A 16,212-nucleotide genomic window follows, 5' to 3' on the forward strand; every position below is an offset into this window, starting at 1 on the left:
TGCCTTGCCTGCCCGCCGGGCGTGGCGGCACGGGCCGGTGCAGCATAGAGCCATCATGACGGGTGGGAAACGGGGGACAGGGTGCTGGCCCGGTTGTCCGAACGCCGCTATGTTCTGGGTCGTGCAATGACCATTACAGGAACCGCGCCATGACAGTTCACACGGGGACATCGGCCCCCCTTGGCGAAGACGAGATCCTCGCCACCGTCGCCGCCATTACCGAAGGGGAGGGCGATCCGATCGCGAATGCTGCGAACATCGCCGCCATCCTGTTCGAGGGGCTGTCGGACATCAACTGGGCCGGGTTCTACTTCCTGCGCGATGGGCAGCTTGTGCTGGGGCCGTTCCAGGGGCGCGTGGCCTGCACCCGCATCACGATGGGCAAGGGGGTATGTGGCACGGCGGCGCAGCAGCGCAGGACCATCGTGGTGCCCGATGTCCATGCCTTCGCGGGGCATATCGCATGCGATGCGGCTTCGCGCTCGGAAATCGTGGTGCCCATCATTGATGGGGACCGCCTCCTGGGGGTCATCGATATCGACAGCCCGTCGCCTGCGCGCTTCACGCAGGCGCATGCCGCCCTGATCGAGCAGGTCGCGGCGTCATATGTGCGGGCTTGTGGCGGGAAAGGCTGAGACCTCCTGCGCGGTGGGATGTTTTTAAAAAAGAAGCGTTTTTGAAGCTTTTTGGAAAAAGCTTCACCAAAAACTTCGAGATGTTTTTCGGGGAAATCCGTTCCGGTCATGGCAGGCGGGCGAGGTGTGTGCTCAGCAGGTCATAGAACCCGTCCGCGTCGGCCTGTCGCATGAACATGGCGTTGGCGGGCCGTTTCGTGGTGCCCCACCAGTCCACGACCGACATGCCCCGTGTCAGCGCATCGTCAAGCGAGATCGTGACATTGACCTGCCGCCCGCCAAACAGGTCCGGGGCGATCAGGCTGGCGATGGTGCATGGGTCATGCAGTGGCGCGCCCGCCCAGCCATACTTGGCAAGGTCGAACCGTCCCGCATGTTCCAGCATTGCCACGGCCGCCGCCGCGCAGCGACCCGGTAGCGCGCGCAGGCGCGCCAGGCGCTGCGGCGTCGTCAGGCACTGGTGGGTGACATCCAGCGGCAGCAGGGTAAGGGGAATGCCGCTGCGCAGGACGATATCCGCAGCCTCCGGGTCGGCATGAAAATTGAATTCGGCAGTCGGCGTGATATTGCCGCCCTCCGACCATGCGCCCCCCATCGCGACGACCTGACGCACGCGGGGGGCGATATCCGGCGCCTTGATGAGCGCCAGCGCCAGGTTTGTCATCGGTCCCATCATGACAAGGCCCAGGCTGCCCTGCGGGGCCGTGCGGATGGCCTCCACCAGATAATCGACACCGTGGAGGGGCTGGATCGGCATGGTCGGTGGCGGCAGGTCCGGCCCATCCATGCCCGTGACGCCGTGAATATGACTGGCGCTGACGCTGGTATGGCCGATCGGGCGGGCGCACCCGGCGTAAACCGGGATATCCGTGCGGTCCGCCAGTTCAAGGATGCGGCAGGCATTTCGCGCGGTCTGTTCCACCGTGACATTGCCCGCCACGCTGATTATGGCCTGTATCCGCAACTGTCCGGACGCCAGTGCCAGCATGATGGCCAGCGCGTCATCCACGCCGGGATCGGTATCGATGATGATCCTGTGTGCTGTCATGTCGCCTGCATGCCCCGTGCCATCTGTATTGGTGAAAGCGCACGGTAGGATATTTCCATGCCCCCGCGCCAGATGTGATGCCACAAGGGATGCCCGCATCCCCGCCATGGAGACGGCGCGGTCTGTCAGGAATAATCGCTGTTACAATTCGTAGAACAGATGCCGCATTCTGACATATGGTCTTCTGTATACAGATATCTGTAAGGCGCATGACTTGACGCTGATTACATCATTTTAATATTTTCAGGACATAGTCAGAAAATGATGAAGAAAATGCTTCTCGCTGCTGCCGTCATGACCGGACTGGCCGGAACGGCAGGACATGCGGCGCTGGCGCACGATGCTCCGCCTCCCCCGCCGCCGGGTGAAGGGTGCGGCGGGCATGGCCCCCATCATGGACATCTCCTCTCCCTCCATGGGATCACCCTGACATCGGCGCAGCACAAGAAACTTGCGGCCCTGATGCATGGCGACCATCCCGATTTCCGCGCGGACATGGAGCAGGAACGCGCCCTGCACAAGCAGCTGCGGACCCTGCTGACCACGCCGGGCACGGTGGATCAGGCCAGCCTGACCTCTGTCGAGCAGCAGCTTGATGCCCTGCACCAGAAGCGTGAGGCGCAGCGGCTGCAGTTCGAGGTCAAGATCCACGACATCCTGACCCCCGATCAGCTGGCGCAGATCAAGGACCGGCAGGACAAGATCGATGCCCTGCACGAGCAGCTCCATGCCCTGATGGAGCCTCCGCCGCCGCCGCAGAAGTAACGCGTTTTCCCGAAGGGGAGGATGTCCTCCCTTTCCATGGAGATGGCGCCGGTTGCCCCGCAACCGGCGCCATTTCTGTTTGTGCCGCCCCGCAGGGAAGATCAGGCGACAAGCGCCCCGGCGGGGATCAGGGGGGGCTGGCGAAGCTTTTTCCAAAAACCATTCCTGAATGCCCCTTACACGACGCGCAGGCACGCCCAGCATGCCAGTCCGGCCCCGTCCGAAGCCAGATCAGGGCCGCATTTCAAATATATTATCAAACATAATACATAAACGGAAACATGTGTAATGATGACCATACGTCCCGCATGGCGCGCCATGATGAAGGGACTGGCGGCACATGCCTGGCGGCACGGTCGACATGCCCCTGCCGGATCGTGTCACGGAAAATGCAAAACGCGCCCGGCAGGGCACCGGGCGCGTTCATGCAGGCGGGAGGCGTGGTTTATTTCGTGGTGTAGCCACCGTTGACGAGGATGGTCTGCCCGGTCATCCACCACCCTTCGGAAACGAGGAAGCGGACATGCGGGGTGATATCCTCGATATCCGTCAGGCCGGTCCTGCTGAAGGGGGACAGGGCGGCGGCGGTCCTGTGATAGGCCACGGCTTCCTGCGATTCCTGCCCGTAGAAGAAAGGGGTATCCATCGGGCCGGGGCCGATCGCGTTGACCGAAATGCCGCGCGCGCCATATTCCTTCGACGCCGCGCGCGTGAAATGCTCCACCGCCGCCTTCGACCCGGCATAGGTGGCGTAGAACGGCGTGTAGGCCCCAAGCAGCGACGTGACCAGCGTCAGCAGCTTGCCATGGTCGTTCAGGTGCAGGCCCGCTTCCTTGATGAAGAAGAATGCCGCCTTGGTGTTGACGGCGAACATTTCGTCGAATTCGTCCTCGCCTGTCTCGGCAATGGGTTTTTTCAGGACCTTGCCGACCGTGTTGATGGCGATGTCGGGGCGGCCAATGGCCGCGACGGTGTCGGAAAACAGCTTCGCGGTTGCTGCCGCAGTGCTCAGGTCCGCCTGAAATGCCACGGCCTGCACGCCCGCCGCCTTCAGGTCCGCGATCGTCTTGTCGGCTTCTGCCTTGCTGGCGTTACTGTTGTAATGGATGGCAATGGCGCGTGCGCCATGGGCGGCGAGGTCACGGGCAATCAGCCCGCCAAGGTTCTTTGCACCACCCGCGATCAGGACGGTTTTCCCTTTGATGCTGTGATCGACCATGGTCTCGATATCCCTTCGTTATGATGCGATGCGCGCTCCCTTGGGCGGGGAGGTGCTGGGTGAAGGTATCATTTGCAATATCGCGATAAAGTTGCCTTTCCTGACAACATATGTCGTAAATCGCGAACAAGGTGTCGCACCTGCGGCATGTGGGGGAACGGATGGACCGGATCGACCTGTTTCGCGTCTTTGCCCGCGTGGTGGAGACGACGAGCTTCACCCGCGCGGCGGAAACGCTGAACCTGCCGCGTTCGACCGTTTCCACCGCGATACAGGAACTCGAAGCCCGGCTTGGCGCGCGGCTTCTGGCGCGCACGACCCGTTCCGTGACCCCGACGACCGATGGCAGGGCGTTCTATGACCATTGCCTGCGCCTGATTGCCGATGTGGAAGAGGCCGAAAACCTGTTCCGGCATGAGGGCAGCACGCCGCGTGGCCTGCTGCGGGTCAACCTGCCGGGGCGGATCGGGCGGTTGCTGGTGGCGCCGCGCCTGCCTGAATTCCTTGGGCGTTATCCCGGCATTGACATCGCGCTGGGCGTGACCGACCGGGCCGTCAACCTGGTGGAGGACGGGATCGACTGTGTCCTGCGGGTCGGGCCACTGCATGATTCCGGCCTGATTGCCCGGCGGTTGGGCGACCTTGCGCTGGTCAATGTCGCCGCGCCCGCCTATCTGGCGCGGCATGGCGTGCCGCAGGTGCCTGCCGATCTGGCGCACCATCAGGCCGTGCGCTACGCCTCGCCCTCCACCGGCCGGATCGAGGAATGGGAGTGGGAGGAAGGTGGCGCCACCCACAGCCTGTCCATGGCCGGCCGTGTCACGGTCAACAGTGCGGAGGCCTTCATCGCCTGCTGCGTTGCCGGGTTGGGCCTGATCCAGATCCCGGCCTATGACGTGGCCGACCTCCTGCATGCGGGCGCACTGGTGGAGGTGCTGCCCCGATGGCGTGCGGCCCCGTTGCCCATGGCGCTGCTTTATCCGCACCGCAAGCACCTGTCGCGGCGGATACAGGTCTTTGCCGACTGGCTGGAGGAGGTGCTGCACATCCCCGGACAGCCGCTGGCCGGTCCGGTGGCGCAGGCCCCCGCCATGACGGGGGGCATTACGCGGCGTGCCACAGGTGCCGCAGGGCGCCATCGCGTCCCTGCACCGGGTCCGCTGGCGGAAAGGGCAGGCGATTCATCGCCGTGATGGCTGCAGGCGTGATGGGACCGCGCTGCAGGTCGAAATCCTGATCGGGCGGGTAGGCCCCCACAACCAGGAAACGTTCATCCGATCCCTCGTTCCTGTGGCCCGTGCCCGCTGGCAGGACGACGACATCGCCCGCCCGGACCGCGACAAGACGGCCACCCGGCCCACCAAGGCGCAGTTGCGCCGATCCCGCCGCGATGCCCAGCACCTCGTGCGCGGTGCTGTGGTAATGGTGGAAGTCATACACGCCCCAGCGCCAGCGTGGCGGCCATCCGTTGGCGGCAAACAGTGCCTCCATCCCCGCTGCCGGGTCGCGGGCATCGGCGGGAAGGGCGTTGCGGTAATGCAGGACCGGCAGGTGCGCGTTATTGGGCACCCAGCCGTTGGGCGGCAGCATGAAGGCATCGGGGCCATTGCGTGCGGCCCCGCGCGCCACGCGGACATGCCCGCCGCACAGCACAAGTCCCAGCATGCCAAGGATCGCCTGGAACTGGCGACGTTCCATTTCCATGCTGAACAGGGTCATGGGGATGCTCCTGATCTGTGGTATCCGCAGGGATTCTACAAATAATGGCGGGAAGCTTTTGGGAAAAGGCTTCACCACAAACGTCCGAAACATGTGCCTGCGTATGGGACGCATGGCGTGCAGGCGGGTTGCATGCGCATGCAACCCTGCATCGCCCAGGGTCGTTCGGGGACGGTAGACCCAACAGGAGATGACGATGACCCAGACGAAAGCCGCCGCAGCGGCAAAGGCGGGCGAGGCACATGTGCGGACCTATCTCGGCACGCCCACGGACCTGAAGCAGGCGGCGGTGCATGAGATCGCCGCCGGGCTGAAGGCGACGCTGGCGGATGTCTTTGCCCTGTATGTCAAGACAAAGAACTTCCACTGGCACATGAGCGGTCGCCATTTCCGCGACTATCACCTGCTGCTTGATGAACAGAGTGCGCAGATATTTGCCATGACCGATCCCATGGCCGAACGCGCGCGCAAGATCGGCGGCACGACGCTGCATTCCGTGGGAGAGATCGCGCGCCTGACGAAAGTGGCGGACAATGACGCCGAATATGTCACGCCCGAAGACATGCTGTCGGAACTGCGGGAGGACAACCTGGCGCTGACGGCGCGCATGCGTGCGGTTCATGCCGTGTGCGACGAAGGCAACGACGTGGCGACCGCCAGCCTGCTTGAGGTCTGGATTGACGAGACCGAACGCCGGACATGGTTCCTGTTCGAAGCCACGCGCCCGGCCTTTGGCAGCAATAACTGACCCGCTGTGAAAAAAAACCGTAAAACCGGAAGGAAGTTTTTGGTGAGGCTTTTTTAAAAAAGCTTCAGGTAACGCCGCCTTTTCAGACCAAAGGCGGCCCCGGCAAACTTTCATGACCCATATGCCTTCCCGTGGCCCTGCCATCCGGGGTGGTGTAGCCTGCGTGACGCAGGGGAGGCAGGCGATGACGACAGTTTCGTTCCGGCAGGTTGACGCCGGGGGTGAACGGCTGGGCGTGGCATCGGGGTCATGCACGCTGGGCACGCTCATGCTTGCGACGGGCGCGCGCGGCGTGGTGGCCATCGTGATGGGCGATGATGCGCAGGCATTGTGGCAGGACCTGCAGGCCCGCTTCCCACGGGCGGCGCTGGTTCGGGACGACCCGCAGGCGCGGGAGTACCTGCACCGTGCGACGGCGTTCATCGAGGGGACATCGGCGCAGGTGGATTTTCCCCTCGACATACGGGGTACCGCGTTCCAGCGGCAGGTGTGGGCGGCCCTGCGCACGATCCCGCCGGGCACGACCGTGACCTATGCCGAACTCGCGCGGCGGACTGGCGCGCCTGCGGCGGTGCGGGCGGTTGCCGGGGCGTGCGGGGCGAATGCGCTGGCGGTGGTGATTCCGTGCCACCGTGTCGTGCGCAGCGATGGCACGCTGTCGGGCTATCGCTGGGGCGTGGCGCGCAAGCAGGCGCTGATCACGCGGGAGGCTGCGTGCGGGGCAGGGGTGGCGCAGCCTGCCTGAGCAGGGGGCGGCAGGATGCGGGCGTGCCGGTTGTCTTGCCCTACTCTTTGCGGCATGAGGGGCGCTGACGTCCATTCATTCCCGTTCGCTGGTAGGTCCTGATATGTCACACTATACCCCCGTTGGCCTTGGTGATGAGGCCGCAACCGTCAAAGCCCTGACGCATTCGGGGAATTTCCACGTTGATGAGACGCTGGGATATGTCATCCTGCATTACGCGCTCGCCCCCCATGGCGACCTGCGTGGCCGCGTGCTGGGGACCGCGCCTGCCGACAGGCTGGATTTTGGCCGCACCCGTTCGCCCGAACGTATCCGCGCGGCCGACATCGTGTTTGACGTCGGCGGGATCTATGACCCGCAGAAGGGACGTTACGACCATCACATGAAGGACAAGCCCCTGCGCGAGGATGGTGTTCCCTACAGCGCGGCGGGCCTGTTGTGGAAGGATTACGGCATCGCCGCGATCCGCAACATCCTCAAGGCCCCGGTGGAGGACGATGCCCTTCCGGTCATCTGGCAGGCGATCGACCGGTCGCTGGTCCTGCCGATCGACCAGGACGACAATGGCGTCGTCAAGCTGGAGAAACTGTCGCTGGCGGACATCGTTTCCTCCTGCCGTCCGGCATGGGACACGGCGGAACTCTACGGCCCCGAAGAGGCGAAGATGCAGGAAAGCATCGGGTTCGCCGATGCGGCGGTCACGGTTGCGGCCTTCCTGGTCAACACCGTCGACCGCGTGCGTGCCAGCCTGAAGGCGACGGACCGCGTGCTGGCGGCGTATGAGGCCGCGCAGGACAAGCGTATTCTGGTCATGGATACGGGCATGCCGACCGAAAAGGTGATTTTCGAGCATGACCTGCCGGTGGTCTATGTGGTCTCCCCCGCCGCCCCCGGACGCTGGAACGTCAAGGCCGTGCCTCCCGTGCGTGGTGATTTCGGGCAGCGCGTGTCCCTGCCCGAAGCATGGCGTGGACTGGACGGGGAGGCGCTGGCGAAGGTGTCCGGTGTGCAGGACGCGGTCTTCGCCCATCCCGCGCGCTTCATCTGTGGCGCGGGCAGCAAGGAAGGGGCGCTGAAGATGGCGCGCCTTGCACTGGAAATCGACGAATCCCTGAACAAGGGCGCGTAAGGGGAAACAGATAAAGGAATAAAAGTTTTTGGGTGCCGCCTTTTTTCAAAAAGGCGGCGTCTTTCGAAGCTTTTTGGAAAAAGCTTCACCAAAAACTTTTAAATTTCAGGATGCCGTCCCGCGCCATGTGCTGACGGCGTCTATGCCGGTTTTCAGCAGGCCTGCTGCGCGTTCCGGGCTGTCGGCCTCCACATAGACACGCAGTTCCGGTGCATTGCCGGACGGGCGCAGATGGACGATCTCCCCATTGGCGAAGGTCATCCGCAGCCCGTCCGTTGTGTCCACATGCGACAGATCCCCACACGCATCGACAAGGCCGAGTGCCGCAGCACCTGCCGCCGGGTTGTCGGCCAGTGCCGCGATCCGCGCCTTGCTCTGTGCCGTGGGCATTTCCACAAGGCGGTCACTGAGCGTGAAACGTGGCGGCAGCGTCGCGACAAGGCCGCCAAGATCCGTGCCGGCCCTGCGTGCCGCAACCAGTGCGCACAGCATCGGCAGCACGGAATCGCGGGTCGGCAGCGCCGCCAGCGTGCGGCCTTCATGGCGCACCTCACTGGCCAGCAGGAAACCGCCATTGGCCTCGTACCCGACGGAGGGGACAAGGCCCGCTTCCGCCGCCTCGGTCATCGCGGCCACGACAAAGGGCGAACCGATGCGTGTGCGGCGGATGTCACGGGCAAAGCCCGCCTGTTCCAGCGCGGTATTGCTGCTGACGGGGGTGGTGACGGCCACGGCGTTGAGGAACCGCGCGGCAAGGATGCCCAGCACGTCACCGCGCAGCCAGTTTCCGTGACGGTCGGCAAGAAGCGGGCGATCGGAATCCCCATCCGTCGTCAGGATGGCATCCAGCGTGCCACCTGCGGCCCAGTCACGGGCCAGCGTCGCATCCTCGGGGCGCACGGCCTCGGTATCGACGGGCATGAACGTGTCAGAACGTCCCAGCGGCACGGCTTTCGCGCCCAGCGCCTCGACCACCAGCATCAGCACATCGCGCCCCACGGCGGAATGCTGGTACACCCCCAGCGTCAGGCCCGACAGGGCGTCGGGGCCGAAGAAGTCGCGGTAGCGCGCGACATAATCCGGCACCACGTCCGTGACCGCAGGCAGTTCGACCTGTTTTGCCAGCGCGCCATCGGTGTCGAACCAGCCCTGGGGCAGTTCGACATCCTGTTCGCGCATGGCGGCTTCGTCGGTCTTGAGGAATTCGCCCCGTGCGCGGTTGAACTTGATGCCATTGCGGTCGGCGGGGATGTGGCTACCCGTGACCATCAGGGAGGGAATGCCCCGCGCGAAGGCATGGAGGCACAGGGCAGGGGTCGGCACGAACCCGCAGAAAACCGGCACGCCACGCATGGACTCGATCGCCGCGGCACAGGCACGCAGGATCCGTGGCGTGCTGGGACGCAGGTCACCTGCCACCGCAACCTGCGTGCCGGGTGCGAATTCCCCCAATGTCGCCAGATGCTTCAGGTACCCCACGGTATAGGCGAAACACACGGCATCCGTCATCGCGGTGACAAGGCCGCGCGCGCCGCTGGTCCCGAACGCCACACCTGACTGTTTCATCCATTGGGCTATTTTCATGAGGCGTGTTCTCTCGTGACGTGATCGGACAAGGGGCGTGATGCGGCCCCATCCACCTCATGTTATGGGATTTTTCCCCGGATTGCATGAATATTCAGGCGGGTATCGCCCGCTGCTGGCAGGACGGGATGATGCAGGCACGTTCCCTGCGTGACAGGAAAACCACCGGGTCGGGCACAATCCCGGCAGGGCTGCCTGCCGCGCCTGCCCATCCGGCAGGATCACGGCATGTGCCCGAAACCCGTCTTCACCGGTCTGCCGGACGATGCGTGCCTGCGTTCAGAAAACAGGAAATATCATGTGATCTTTCAATCGGTTGGTTGTGATGGGGAACCAATGGATCGCTGATTCATGGGGGTCGGGCTGGCAGGTTCATGGAAAAATCAGAAAATATATTCCGATATATCTTGACTTAAGATATATCGGGAATTATATCGGTAATCATGAAACACAGAAACAGACACGCAGGCGGTCGTAACCGCCAGACTTTCTCCCCCGAGGGCATGGCCGGTTCCGGCGAACCCCGCCGCCATCACGGTCGCGGCGGGCATCATGGCGGTGGCCGCCGGGGCGGCCGTCACCGGCTGTTCGATTATGGTGAGATGCGGCTTCTGGTCCTCTCGCTGATCGCCCAGAAGCCGACCTATGGCTACGAACTGATCCGCATGATCGAGGAAAAGTTCGGTGGCAGCTACGCCCCCAGCCCCGGCGTGATCTACCCCACGCTGACATGGCTGGATGAAGCGGGCTATGCCCGGGTTGCCGAGGCCGATGGCCGCAAGAACTATCACATCACGCCAGAGGGCGAGGCTTTCCTGAACGCCAGTCGTGCGGCCCTTGATGAAATCCTGTCCCGTGCGGCGACGGGAGCAGCAGAGGGCAGGGGCGGGCGCAGGGATGTCCCGATGCCGGTCATGCGCGGCATGGAAAACCTGCGCACGGCACTGCGCCTGCGGCTGCGTAACGGTGGTCTTGATCAGGAAGCCGAGGAAAAGATCGCGGCCCTGCTGGACGATGCCGCCCGGGCGATCGGGCAGGTCTGAAAACGGGGATTCCATACGATCCCATGGCCTGTCCGCGCCCGGATGACGGGCACCCACGTCCCGCAATATTTACCGGAATGGTCCGGGGGCACAAATAATCATGGTTTCTGGCCCGGATATTCCTGATTCTGTTTGTTACAACATTCGGCCTTACATTCCCGTTTCCACGGCACAATGTATTGGAGGTCGAATTAAAGGATATAATATTATGAAGCGTTCAATTCTGTTTGCCCTTATGCTTGGTGCCTCCCTCCCGCTGGCCGCCCAGGCCCAGTCGTCGGACCAGAGCCAGGGAAGTGAGCAGGGCGAACATCATGGCCATGGCGGTCACGGCCATCACGGTGGCCATGGCCACAACGGCGGCCCCGGTGGCGACAGCCAGAATGGCGGTGACCAGAATGGTGGGCCGGGTGGCGAACATGGTGATCGTGGCGGTGAAAACCGTGGCGACCGGGACCACGGCCCCGGTGACCGTGGCGGTCGTGGTGGCGATCGCAATGGCGGTGGATGGAACCAGAACAACAACAGTTCCAGTTCCAACTGATCCAGCACTGATCAGGGAAAGGCCCGGCATATTGCCGGGCCTTTTTTGTCATGGGGGAAAGAATCCCTGCCCATTCCATCTGCCCGGTGGCAGTGCGTGCAGGGGGCAGGGAATTCGCGGATGATATCCCATCTTCCGGATCGGTCCCCTCACAGGGGGCCGGATTGGGCGGGATCGGATGGAACTGTCCGGTAATGTATGTTGGTGTCCGCGGCGGGATTCGAACCCACGGCCCCAGGATTCATCCCACTTCGGCTTTCACCGCCGCCACCATGCGATGACGTTCGTGGTCTGGACTGTCCCTTCGCCATGGACCCGCCAGCGGGTCGGTAGGCGCTGCCCATCCAGTCTCTACACCTTCCCGGCGCGATGCCGGGCTTGGCTCGGGATTGGCACGGCGTCTGGCCAGAGCTTTCCCCGAATTTGAGCAGATCCGTCACGTGGTTTCCCGTCGTGACGCCCAATTTCTACCAGGAATCCTGTGCTCTATCCTGCTGAGCTACGCGGACACACCCGACCTTATGTAGCGGAGGGACGGGGCAGGGGCAAGCGGCAATATGGCCGCGCCCTACCGCTGCCGCGCCAGGACCCGCGCCTGTGCCACAAGGCGCGCGACATGGCGCTTGCACAGCACGATGTCGGGGCTGCCGGTCTGCTTGCACGCCAGTTCAAGCTGCTGCGTCAGCACCGCCGCGTGCATCAGCGCATCCGCGCTCCAGATCGCGACAGCGCGGCCGAAGGCATCGGTGCGCTTGAAAAAGACCGGGGGCTTCAGGGCGGACATCGCCTCCGCCCGGCCCTGTCCCGCATCCATCGCCAGGCGCACCCGCCGCAGCCGGTGGATATGCGACAGCAGCGCGCGCGCCGCACCGATCGGGTTCATGCGGTCGGTATTCATCGCGCGTTCAATGGCAAGGTCCGCGCCTTCGCGGTCGCCCACCATCGCGGCAAAGGCCGCGTCCTCCAACGAGACACTGGCCGCATCGCCAATGCAGGCCTGCACGTCCTCAAGCGTCAGCCGCCCGCCTTTTCCCGCGAACAGGAACAGCTTTTCCACTTCCGCGCGGGTGGCGGCGCGGTCGGGGCTGGCGCGTTCGGCAAACCATGACAGCGCATCGGGGTCGATCCCCACCCCATGCGCGGAAAGCATCTGGCGGATGCTGCCCTCCAGCGCGCGCCCCTCCTCGGGGTAGCAGGCGATGACGGCGCAGTCCTTCGCCTTCTCCAGCAGCGCGCGCAGCTTGGAGCGGGAGTCAAGTCCCGGCGCCTCGATGATGAGCAGCGTGTCGGTCGTGCGCGCAAGGCATTCCTTGGCCATCCCCGTCAGGCCGTCGCGCCCGTCGCGCACCCAGACGACGCGCCGCCCACCGACAAGCGACAGGGCGGTATATTCCTCCACCATGCGGTCCTGCGCGTCGCGGCCAAGGATGGCGATACGGAACGGGTCATCAAGGTCCGGCGTGATGGCCTGCGCCGCCTCGGTCGCGCGTTCGCGGATCAGGCCCGCATCCTCGCCATGCAGCAGCAGGATGCGCCACGCGCCGGGATCGCGCAGGGTGGCGGCGATTGCACGCGCGCTGATCTTCACTGGCTATCGCCGTTGCCGCCGATGCTGACATTGTCGGGGGTGTCGCTGCCCACGCTGACGGACGTGCCCACGTCATTGTCGTCGTTCAGTTGCGAATTCGACCGCCCCGTGGCCAGCGCCGGCAGGCCGTCCGCGCCGGGACGCTGCGATGGCATCTGGTTGTTGCTGGTGGCGTTGGGTGTCGAATCCGGGTCGATGTAGCGTGGCTGGTTCTGTTCCGCATCGGACCCGTCGGTCGCGGGCTTGGCATGGGTGCGGAACCACACGCCAACCTGCTGGGTGATCTGTTCGGCCATGTTCTTGGCCACGCGGGTGCGCACGGTCTCAAGGTTCAGCGACAGGGCGAAATACTGTTCATACGTATTGTTCACGCCGTCGATGATGTTTGCATCCCCTTCGGCCAGCAGGCGCGGGCTGGCGCTGATGGTATAGAGCTGCCAGTGGGCGAAGGCGGTGGTGCGCGTGCGCCCGCTGGTGTTGTCGGAATGGATGTCCACCGCCTCGTTCATCATGTAGGTGCGGATGCGCAGGCTGTAGCGTGTCGGGTTTTCAGGCCCCGCGCCGCCAAGGTCCTGCTGCAGGAACTGGCGTAACTGCTGTCCGTAGCGTTCCGTGATGCGCGGGACATAGACCTGCTGCAGTTCGGCCGCCACATCCGTCACGGTGGCCTTGCCGTCGGGGCCGATATGCTTTCCGGTCGTCTGGTACATGGGCGAGAAGCCGCACCCGCCCGTTGTGGCCACAAGGGCGGCCGCGAACAGTGCCGATGCGGCGCGACGACGCGAAAAGCGTTTCATCTATTTCGCAACCACGAAATTGACGATGCGTCCCGGCACGTAGATGCGCTTGACGATCCGCGCCCCTTCGAGCAGGCGGGCCACGTTGGGTTCGGCCTCCGCACGGGCGATGACATCATCCTTGGGCATGTCGGGGGCTACCGCGACCGTGCCACGCAGCTTGCCCATGATCTGCACCGCGATCGTGACCTCGCTTGCGGCCAGCAGGTCGGCTTCCGCCTTCGGCCATGCGCGTTCGACCACCGGCCTGCCCGCGGGGTCGAGCAGCGCCATCATCGCTTCGGCCTGGTGCGGCACCATGGGCGCGCACAGCAGCGCCAGCGTCGTCGCTGCCTCCCGCCGGGCAAAGGCGACGCCATCCTCGTCCGCGTGCTTTTCCGCATCGGCCAGCGCGCTGGTCAGTTCATGCAGGCGCGCGACCGCGACATTGGGGCTGAAGCCTTCGAGCGCCTCGGTCACGGCGGCGATGGTGCGGTGCGTGGCGCGGCGCAGCGTGTCGGCGGCCTTTGCGACCTGCGCGGGGCAGGGGGCATCGGCAGGGACCCCTGCTGCGACGGTGCGCACGACGCGGAACAGGCGCTGCAGGAAGCGCGCGGCCCCGGCCACGCCGGATTCCGTCCATTCCATGTCGCGTTCCGGCGGGCTGTCCGACAGGACGAACCAGCGCGCCGTATCCGCGCCAAAACGCTCGATGATTGTCACGGGGGCGACGGTGTTGCGCTTGGACTTGGACATCTTTTCCACGCGGCCGACCGTGACCGGGGCGCCGGTGTCGCGGCGGGTGGCACCCGTGGCCGTGCGCTCGACCTCGTCGGGATACAGCCAGTTGCCATCCGCGTCGCGGTAGCTTTCGTGGTTGACCATGCCCTGCGTGAACAGGCCCGCGAACGGTTCGTCCACGTTCAGGTGCCCGGTCTCATGCATGGCGCGGGTGAAGAAGCGGGCATAGAGCAGGTGCAGGATCGCATGTTCGATCCCGCCGATATACTGGTCCACCGGCAGCCACCCGTCGGCGGCCGCGACCACGGTGGGCTGCGGCGCATGCGGCGCGGTGAAGCGGGCGAAATACCACGAACTGTCCACGAACGTGTCGCAGGTATCCGTCTCCCGGGTTGCGGGCTTTTGGCATTTCGGGCAGGCGACATGCTTCCATGTCGGGTGGTGTTCCAGGGGATTGCCCGGACGGTCGAACGTCACGTCCTCGGGCAGGACGACCGGAAGCTGGTCATCGGGGACCGGCACCGCGCCGCAGGAGTCGCAGTGGATGATGGGAATGGGGCAGCCCCAGTAGCGCTGGCGCGAGATGCCCCAGTCACGCAGGCGCCAGTTGACCACCCCGCGCCCGACGCCCAGCCCTTCGAGGCGGGCGATCGCCTCCTTCTTCGCCGTGGCGATGTCGAGGCCGTCGAGGAAGGCGGAGTTGAACAGCGTGCCCTGTCCGTCGGTCGCCCTGTCGGTGACGGTGAAGGTCTGCGGGTCCGCATCGGGCGGCAGGATGACGGGGATGAAGGGCAGTCGGTACTTGTTGGCGAAATCAAGGTCGCGCTGATCCCCGCAGGGGCAGCCGAACACGGCGCCCGTGCCGTAATCCATCAGCACGAAATTCGCGATCCAGACCGGGAACGATCTGTCCGGCATGAACGGGTGCGACACGCGCAGGCCGGTGTCAAACCCACGCTTTTCCGCCGTCTCGATCGCCTCTTCCGAGGTGCCGAGGCGATGGCATTCCGCGATGAATTCGGCGGCCTTCGCATTCTTCTTCGCAACCTTCGCCGCCAGCGGGTGGTCGGCGGCGATGGCCAGGAACGACATCCCGAACAGCGTGTCGGGGCGGGTGGTGAACACCTCCACCGAATCAAGGTCCACGTCAAAGCCCGCCGGCGGTTCATGCAGGCCGAAGCGCACGCGCGCGCCCTCCGACCGGCCGATCCAGCGTTCCTGCATCGTGCGCACCCGTTCGGGCCAGCGCGGCAGGTGCGACAGGCCATCAAGCAGTTGCGGCGCGAATTTCGTGATCTTCAGGAACCACTGCGACAGCTGCTTCTGCTCGATCAGGGCACCCGAACGCCAGCCGCGACCATCGACGACCTGTTCGTTCGCCAGCACGGTATTGTCCACCGGGTCCCAGTTGACCCAGCTTTCGCGCCGCTCCACCAGGCCTGCCGCCAGCATGTCGAGGAACAGCTTCTGCTGCTTGCCATAGTAATCCGGCTCGCAGGTCGCGATCTCGCGGTCCCAGTTGAAGGAGAAGCCCAGCTGCCTGAGGGTCGTGCGCATGGCCGCGATGTTGTCCATCGTCCATTTGCCCGGATGCACGCCGCGTTCGCGCGCCGCATTTTCCGCCGGCAGGCCGAACGCGTCCCAGCCCATCGGGTGCAGGACGCTGAATCCCTGCGCACGCTTGTAGCGCGCGACGACATCCCCCAGCGTGTAGTTGCGGACATGCCCCATGTGCAGCTGCCCCGAGGGGTAGGGGAACATCTCCAGCACGTAATATTTGGGCCGGTCGGCGGGGGGGACGTCAGGCACGTTGAAGACGCCGCTGCGTTCCCAGCGCTCCTGCCACAGCGGTTCGGCCGTAGCGAAGTCATAGGCAGGGGTGGCGGTATCGGCGGGTGTCTTGGGTTCGGTCATCTTGGTCACATCGG

15 protein-coding genes are annotated in these 16,212 nt (G+C 64.6%); 8 read left to right on the plus strand and 7 right to left on the minus strand.

Annotation, left to right across the window (positions count from 1 at the left end; all coding sequences use genetic code 11):
* Window positions 1–149: 149 nt before the first annotated feature.
* The gene (locus KMAL_RS06830; protein WP_110094994.1) at window positions 150–635 is read left to right on the plus strand and encodes a GAF domain-containing protein; all 486 of its coding nucleotides are present in this window, start codon (window positions 150–152) and stop codon (window positions 633–635) included.
* A gap of 106 nt (window positions 636–741) precedes the next feature.
* Here the strand turns inward: KMAL_RS06830 and KMAL_RS06835 are convergent, their stop codons facing one another.
* Entirely contained in the window at window positions 742–1,683 is a 942-nt protein-coding gene (locus tag KMAL_RS06835) for a nucleoside hydrolase (RefSeq protein ID WP_110095025.1), read from the minus strand.
* A 273-nt stretch (window positions 1,684–1,956) separates the two neighbouring features.
* Here KMAL_RS06835 and KMAL_RS06840 point away from each other — a divergent pair, with 273 nt between their 5' ends.
* Window positions 1,957–2,448: a Spy/CpxP family protein refolding chaperone gene (locus tag KMAL_RS06840; RefSeq protein WP_239020002.1), complete on the plus strand. Its 492-nt coding sequence runs from the start codon at window positions 1,957–1,959 to the stop codon at window positions 2,446–2,448.
* 445 nt (window positions 2,449–2,893) lie between these two features.
* Here KMAL_RS06840 and KMAL_RS06845 read toward each other — a convergent pair whose 3' ends face one another.
* Window positions 2,894–3,667, minus strand: coding sequence for an SDR family oxidoreductase (locus tag KMAL_RS06845; RefSeq protein ID WP_110094996.1), 774 nt, complete (start codon window positions 3,665–3,667; stop codon window positions 2,894–2,896).
* A 161-nt stretch (window positions 3,668–3,828) separates the two neighbouring features.
* Between KMAL_RS06845 and KMAL_RS06850 the strand changes: the two genes are divergently transcribed.
* The gene (locus tag KMAL_RS06850; protein WP_110095026.1) at window positions 3,829–4,860 is read left to right on the plus strand and encodes a LysR family transcriptional regulator; all 1,032 of its coding nucleotides are present in this window, start codon (window positions 3,829–3,831) and stop codon (window positions 4,858–4,860) included.
* Here KMAL_RS06850 and KMAL_RS06855 read toward each other — a convergent pair.
* Window positions 4,772–5,365 (minus strand): cupin, encoded by a 594-nt coding sequence (locus KMAL_RS06855; RefSeq protein WP_167400118.1) that lies wholly within the window; start codon window positions 5,363–5,365, stop codon window positions 4,772–4,774. The genes KMAL_RS06850 and KMAL_RS06855 overlap by 89 nt on opposite strands.
* Before the next feature lie 217 nt (window positions 5,366–5,582).
* Between KMAL_RS06855 and KMAL_RS06860 the strand changes: the two genes are divergently transcribed.
* From KMAL_RS06860 to KMAL_RS06870, 3 genes are all read left to right on the plus strand, one after another.
* Window positions 5,583–6,134, plus strand: coding sequence for a Dps family protein (locus KMAL_RS06860; RefSeq protein WP_408887901.1), 552 nt, complete (start codon window positions 5,583–5,585; stop codon window positions 6,132–6,134).
* Between the two features lie 184 nt (window positions 6,135–6,318).
* The gene (locus KMAL_RS06865; RefSeq protein WP_110094998.1) at window positions 6,319–6,879 is read left to right on the plus strand and encodes a methylated-DNA--[protein]-cysteine S-methyltransferase; all 561 of its coding nucleotides are present in this window, start codon (window positions 6,319–6,321) and stop codon (window positions 6,877–6,879) included.
* 103 nt (window positions 6,880–6,982) lie between these two features.
* On the plus strand, window positions 6,983–8,008 hold the full coding sequence (locus KMAL_RS06870) for an MYG1 family protein (protein WP_110094999.1): 1,026 nt from the start codon (window positions 6,983–6,985) through the stop codon (window positions 8,006–8,008).
* A gap of 105 nt (window positions 8,009–8,113) precedes the next feature.
* Here the strand turns inward: KMAL_RS06870 and KMAL_RS06875 are convergent, their stop codons facing one another.
* Window positions 8,114–9,574 carry a phosphomannomutase gene (locus KMAL_RS06875; protein ID WP_180999759.1) on the minus strand — a complete coding sequence of 487 codons (1,461 nt, stop codon included), beginning with the start codon at window positions 9,572–9,574 and terminating at the stop codon, window positions 8,114–8,116.
* Window positions 9,575–10,035: 461 nt separating this feature from the next.
* On the opposite strand from KMAL_RS06875, the gene KMAL_RS06880 reads away from it, so the two are divergent.
* Entirely contained in the window at window positions 10,036–10,635 is a 600-nt protein-coding gene (locus tag KMAL_RS06880) for a PadR family transcriptional regulator (protein ID WP_180999760.1), read from the plus strand.
* Between the two features lie 208 nt (window positions 10,636–10,843).
* A complete protein-coding gene (locus KMAL_RS17220) occupies window positions 10,844–11,179 on the plus strand; it encodes a hypothetical protein (RefSeq protein ID WP_167400116.1) in 336 nt (111 codons plus the stop codon).
* A gap of 568 nt (window positions 11,180–11,747) precedes the next feature.
* On the opposite strand, the gene holA is transcribed toward KMAL_RS17220, so the two are convergent.
* Genes holA through leuS form a run of 3 tightly spaced genes read right to left on the minus strand, consistent with a single transcriptional unit; the run spans window position 11,748 to window position 16,198 of the window.
* Window positions 11,748–12,767, minus strand: coding sequence for a DNA polymerase III subunit delta (gene holA, locus KMAL_RS06890; RefSeq protein ID WP_110095002.1), 1,020 nt, complete (start codon window positions 12,765–12,767; stop codon window positions 11,748–11,750).
* A complete protein-coding gene (locus KMAL_RS06895) occupies window positions 12,764–13,564 on the minus strand; it encodes an LPS assembly lipoprotein LptE (protein WP_110095003.1) in 801 nt (266 codons plus the stop codon). The genes holA and KMAL_RS06895 overlap by 4 nt, the downstream gene beginning before the upstream one ends.
* Entirely contained in the window at window positions 13,565–16,198 is a 2,634-nt protein-coding gene (gene leuS / locus KMAL_RS06900; RefSeq protein ID WP_110095029.1) for a leucine--tRNA ligase, read from the minus strand. It abuts the gene before it with no gap.
* Window positions 16,199–16,212: the final 14 nt, after the last annotated feature.

Source organism: Novacetimonas maltaceti (assembly GCF_002906255.1).
In the GTDB taxonomy this organism is placed as follows: domain Bacteria; phylum Pseudomonadota; class Alphaproteobacteria; order Acetobacterales; family Acetobacteraceae; genus Novacetimonas; species Novacetimonas maltaceti.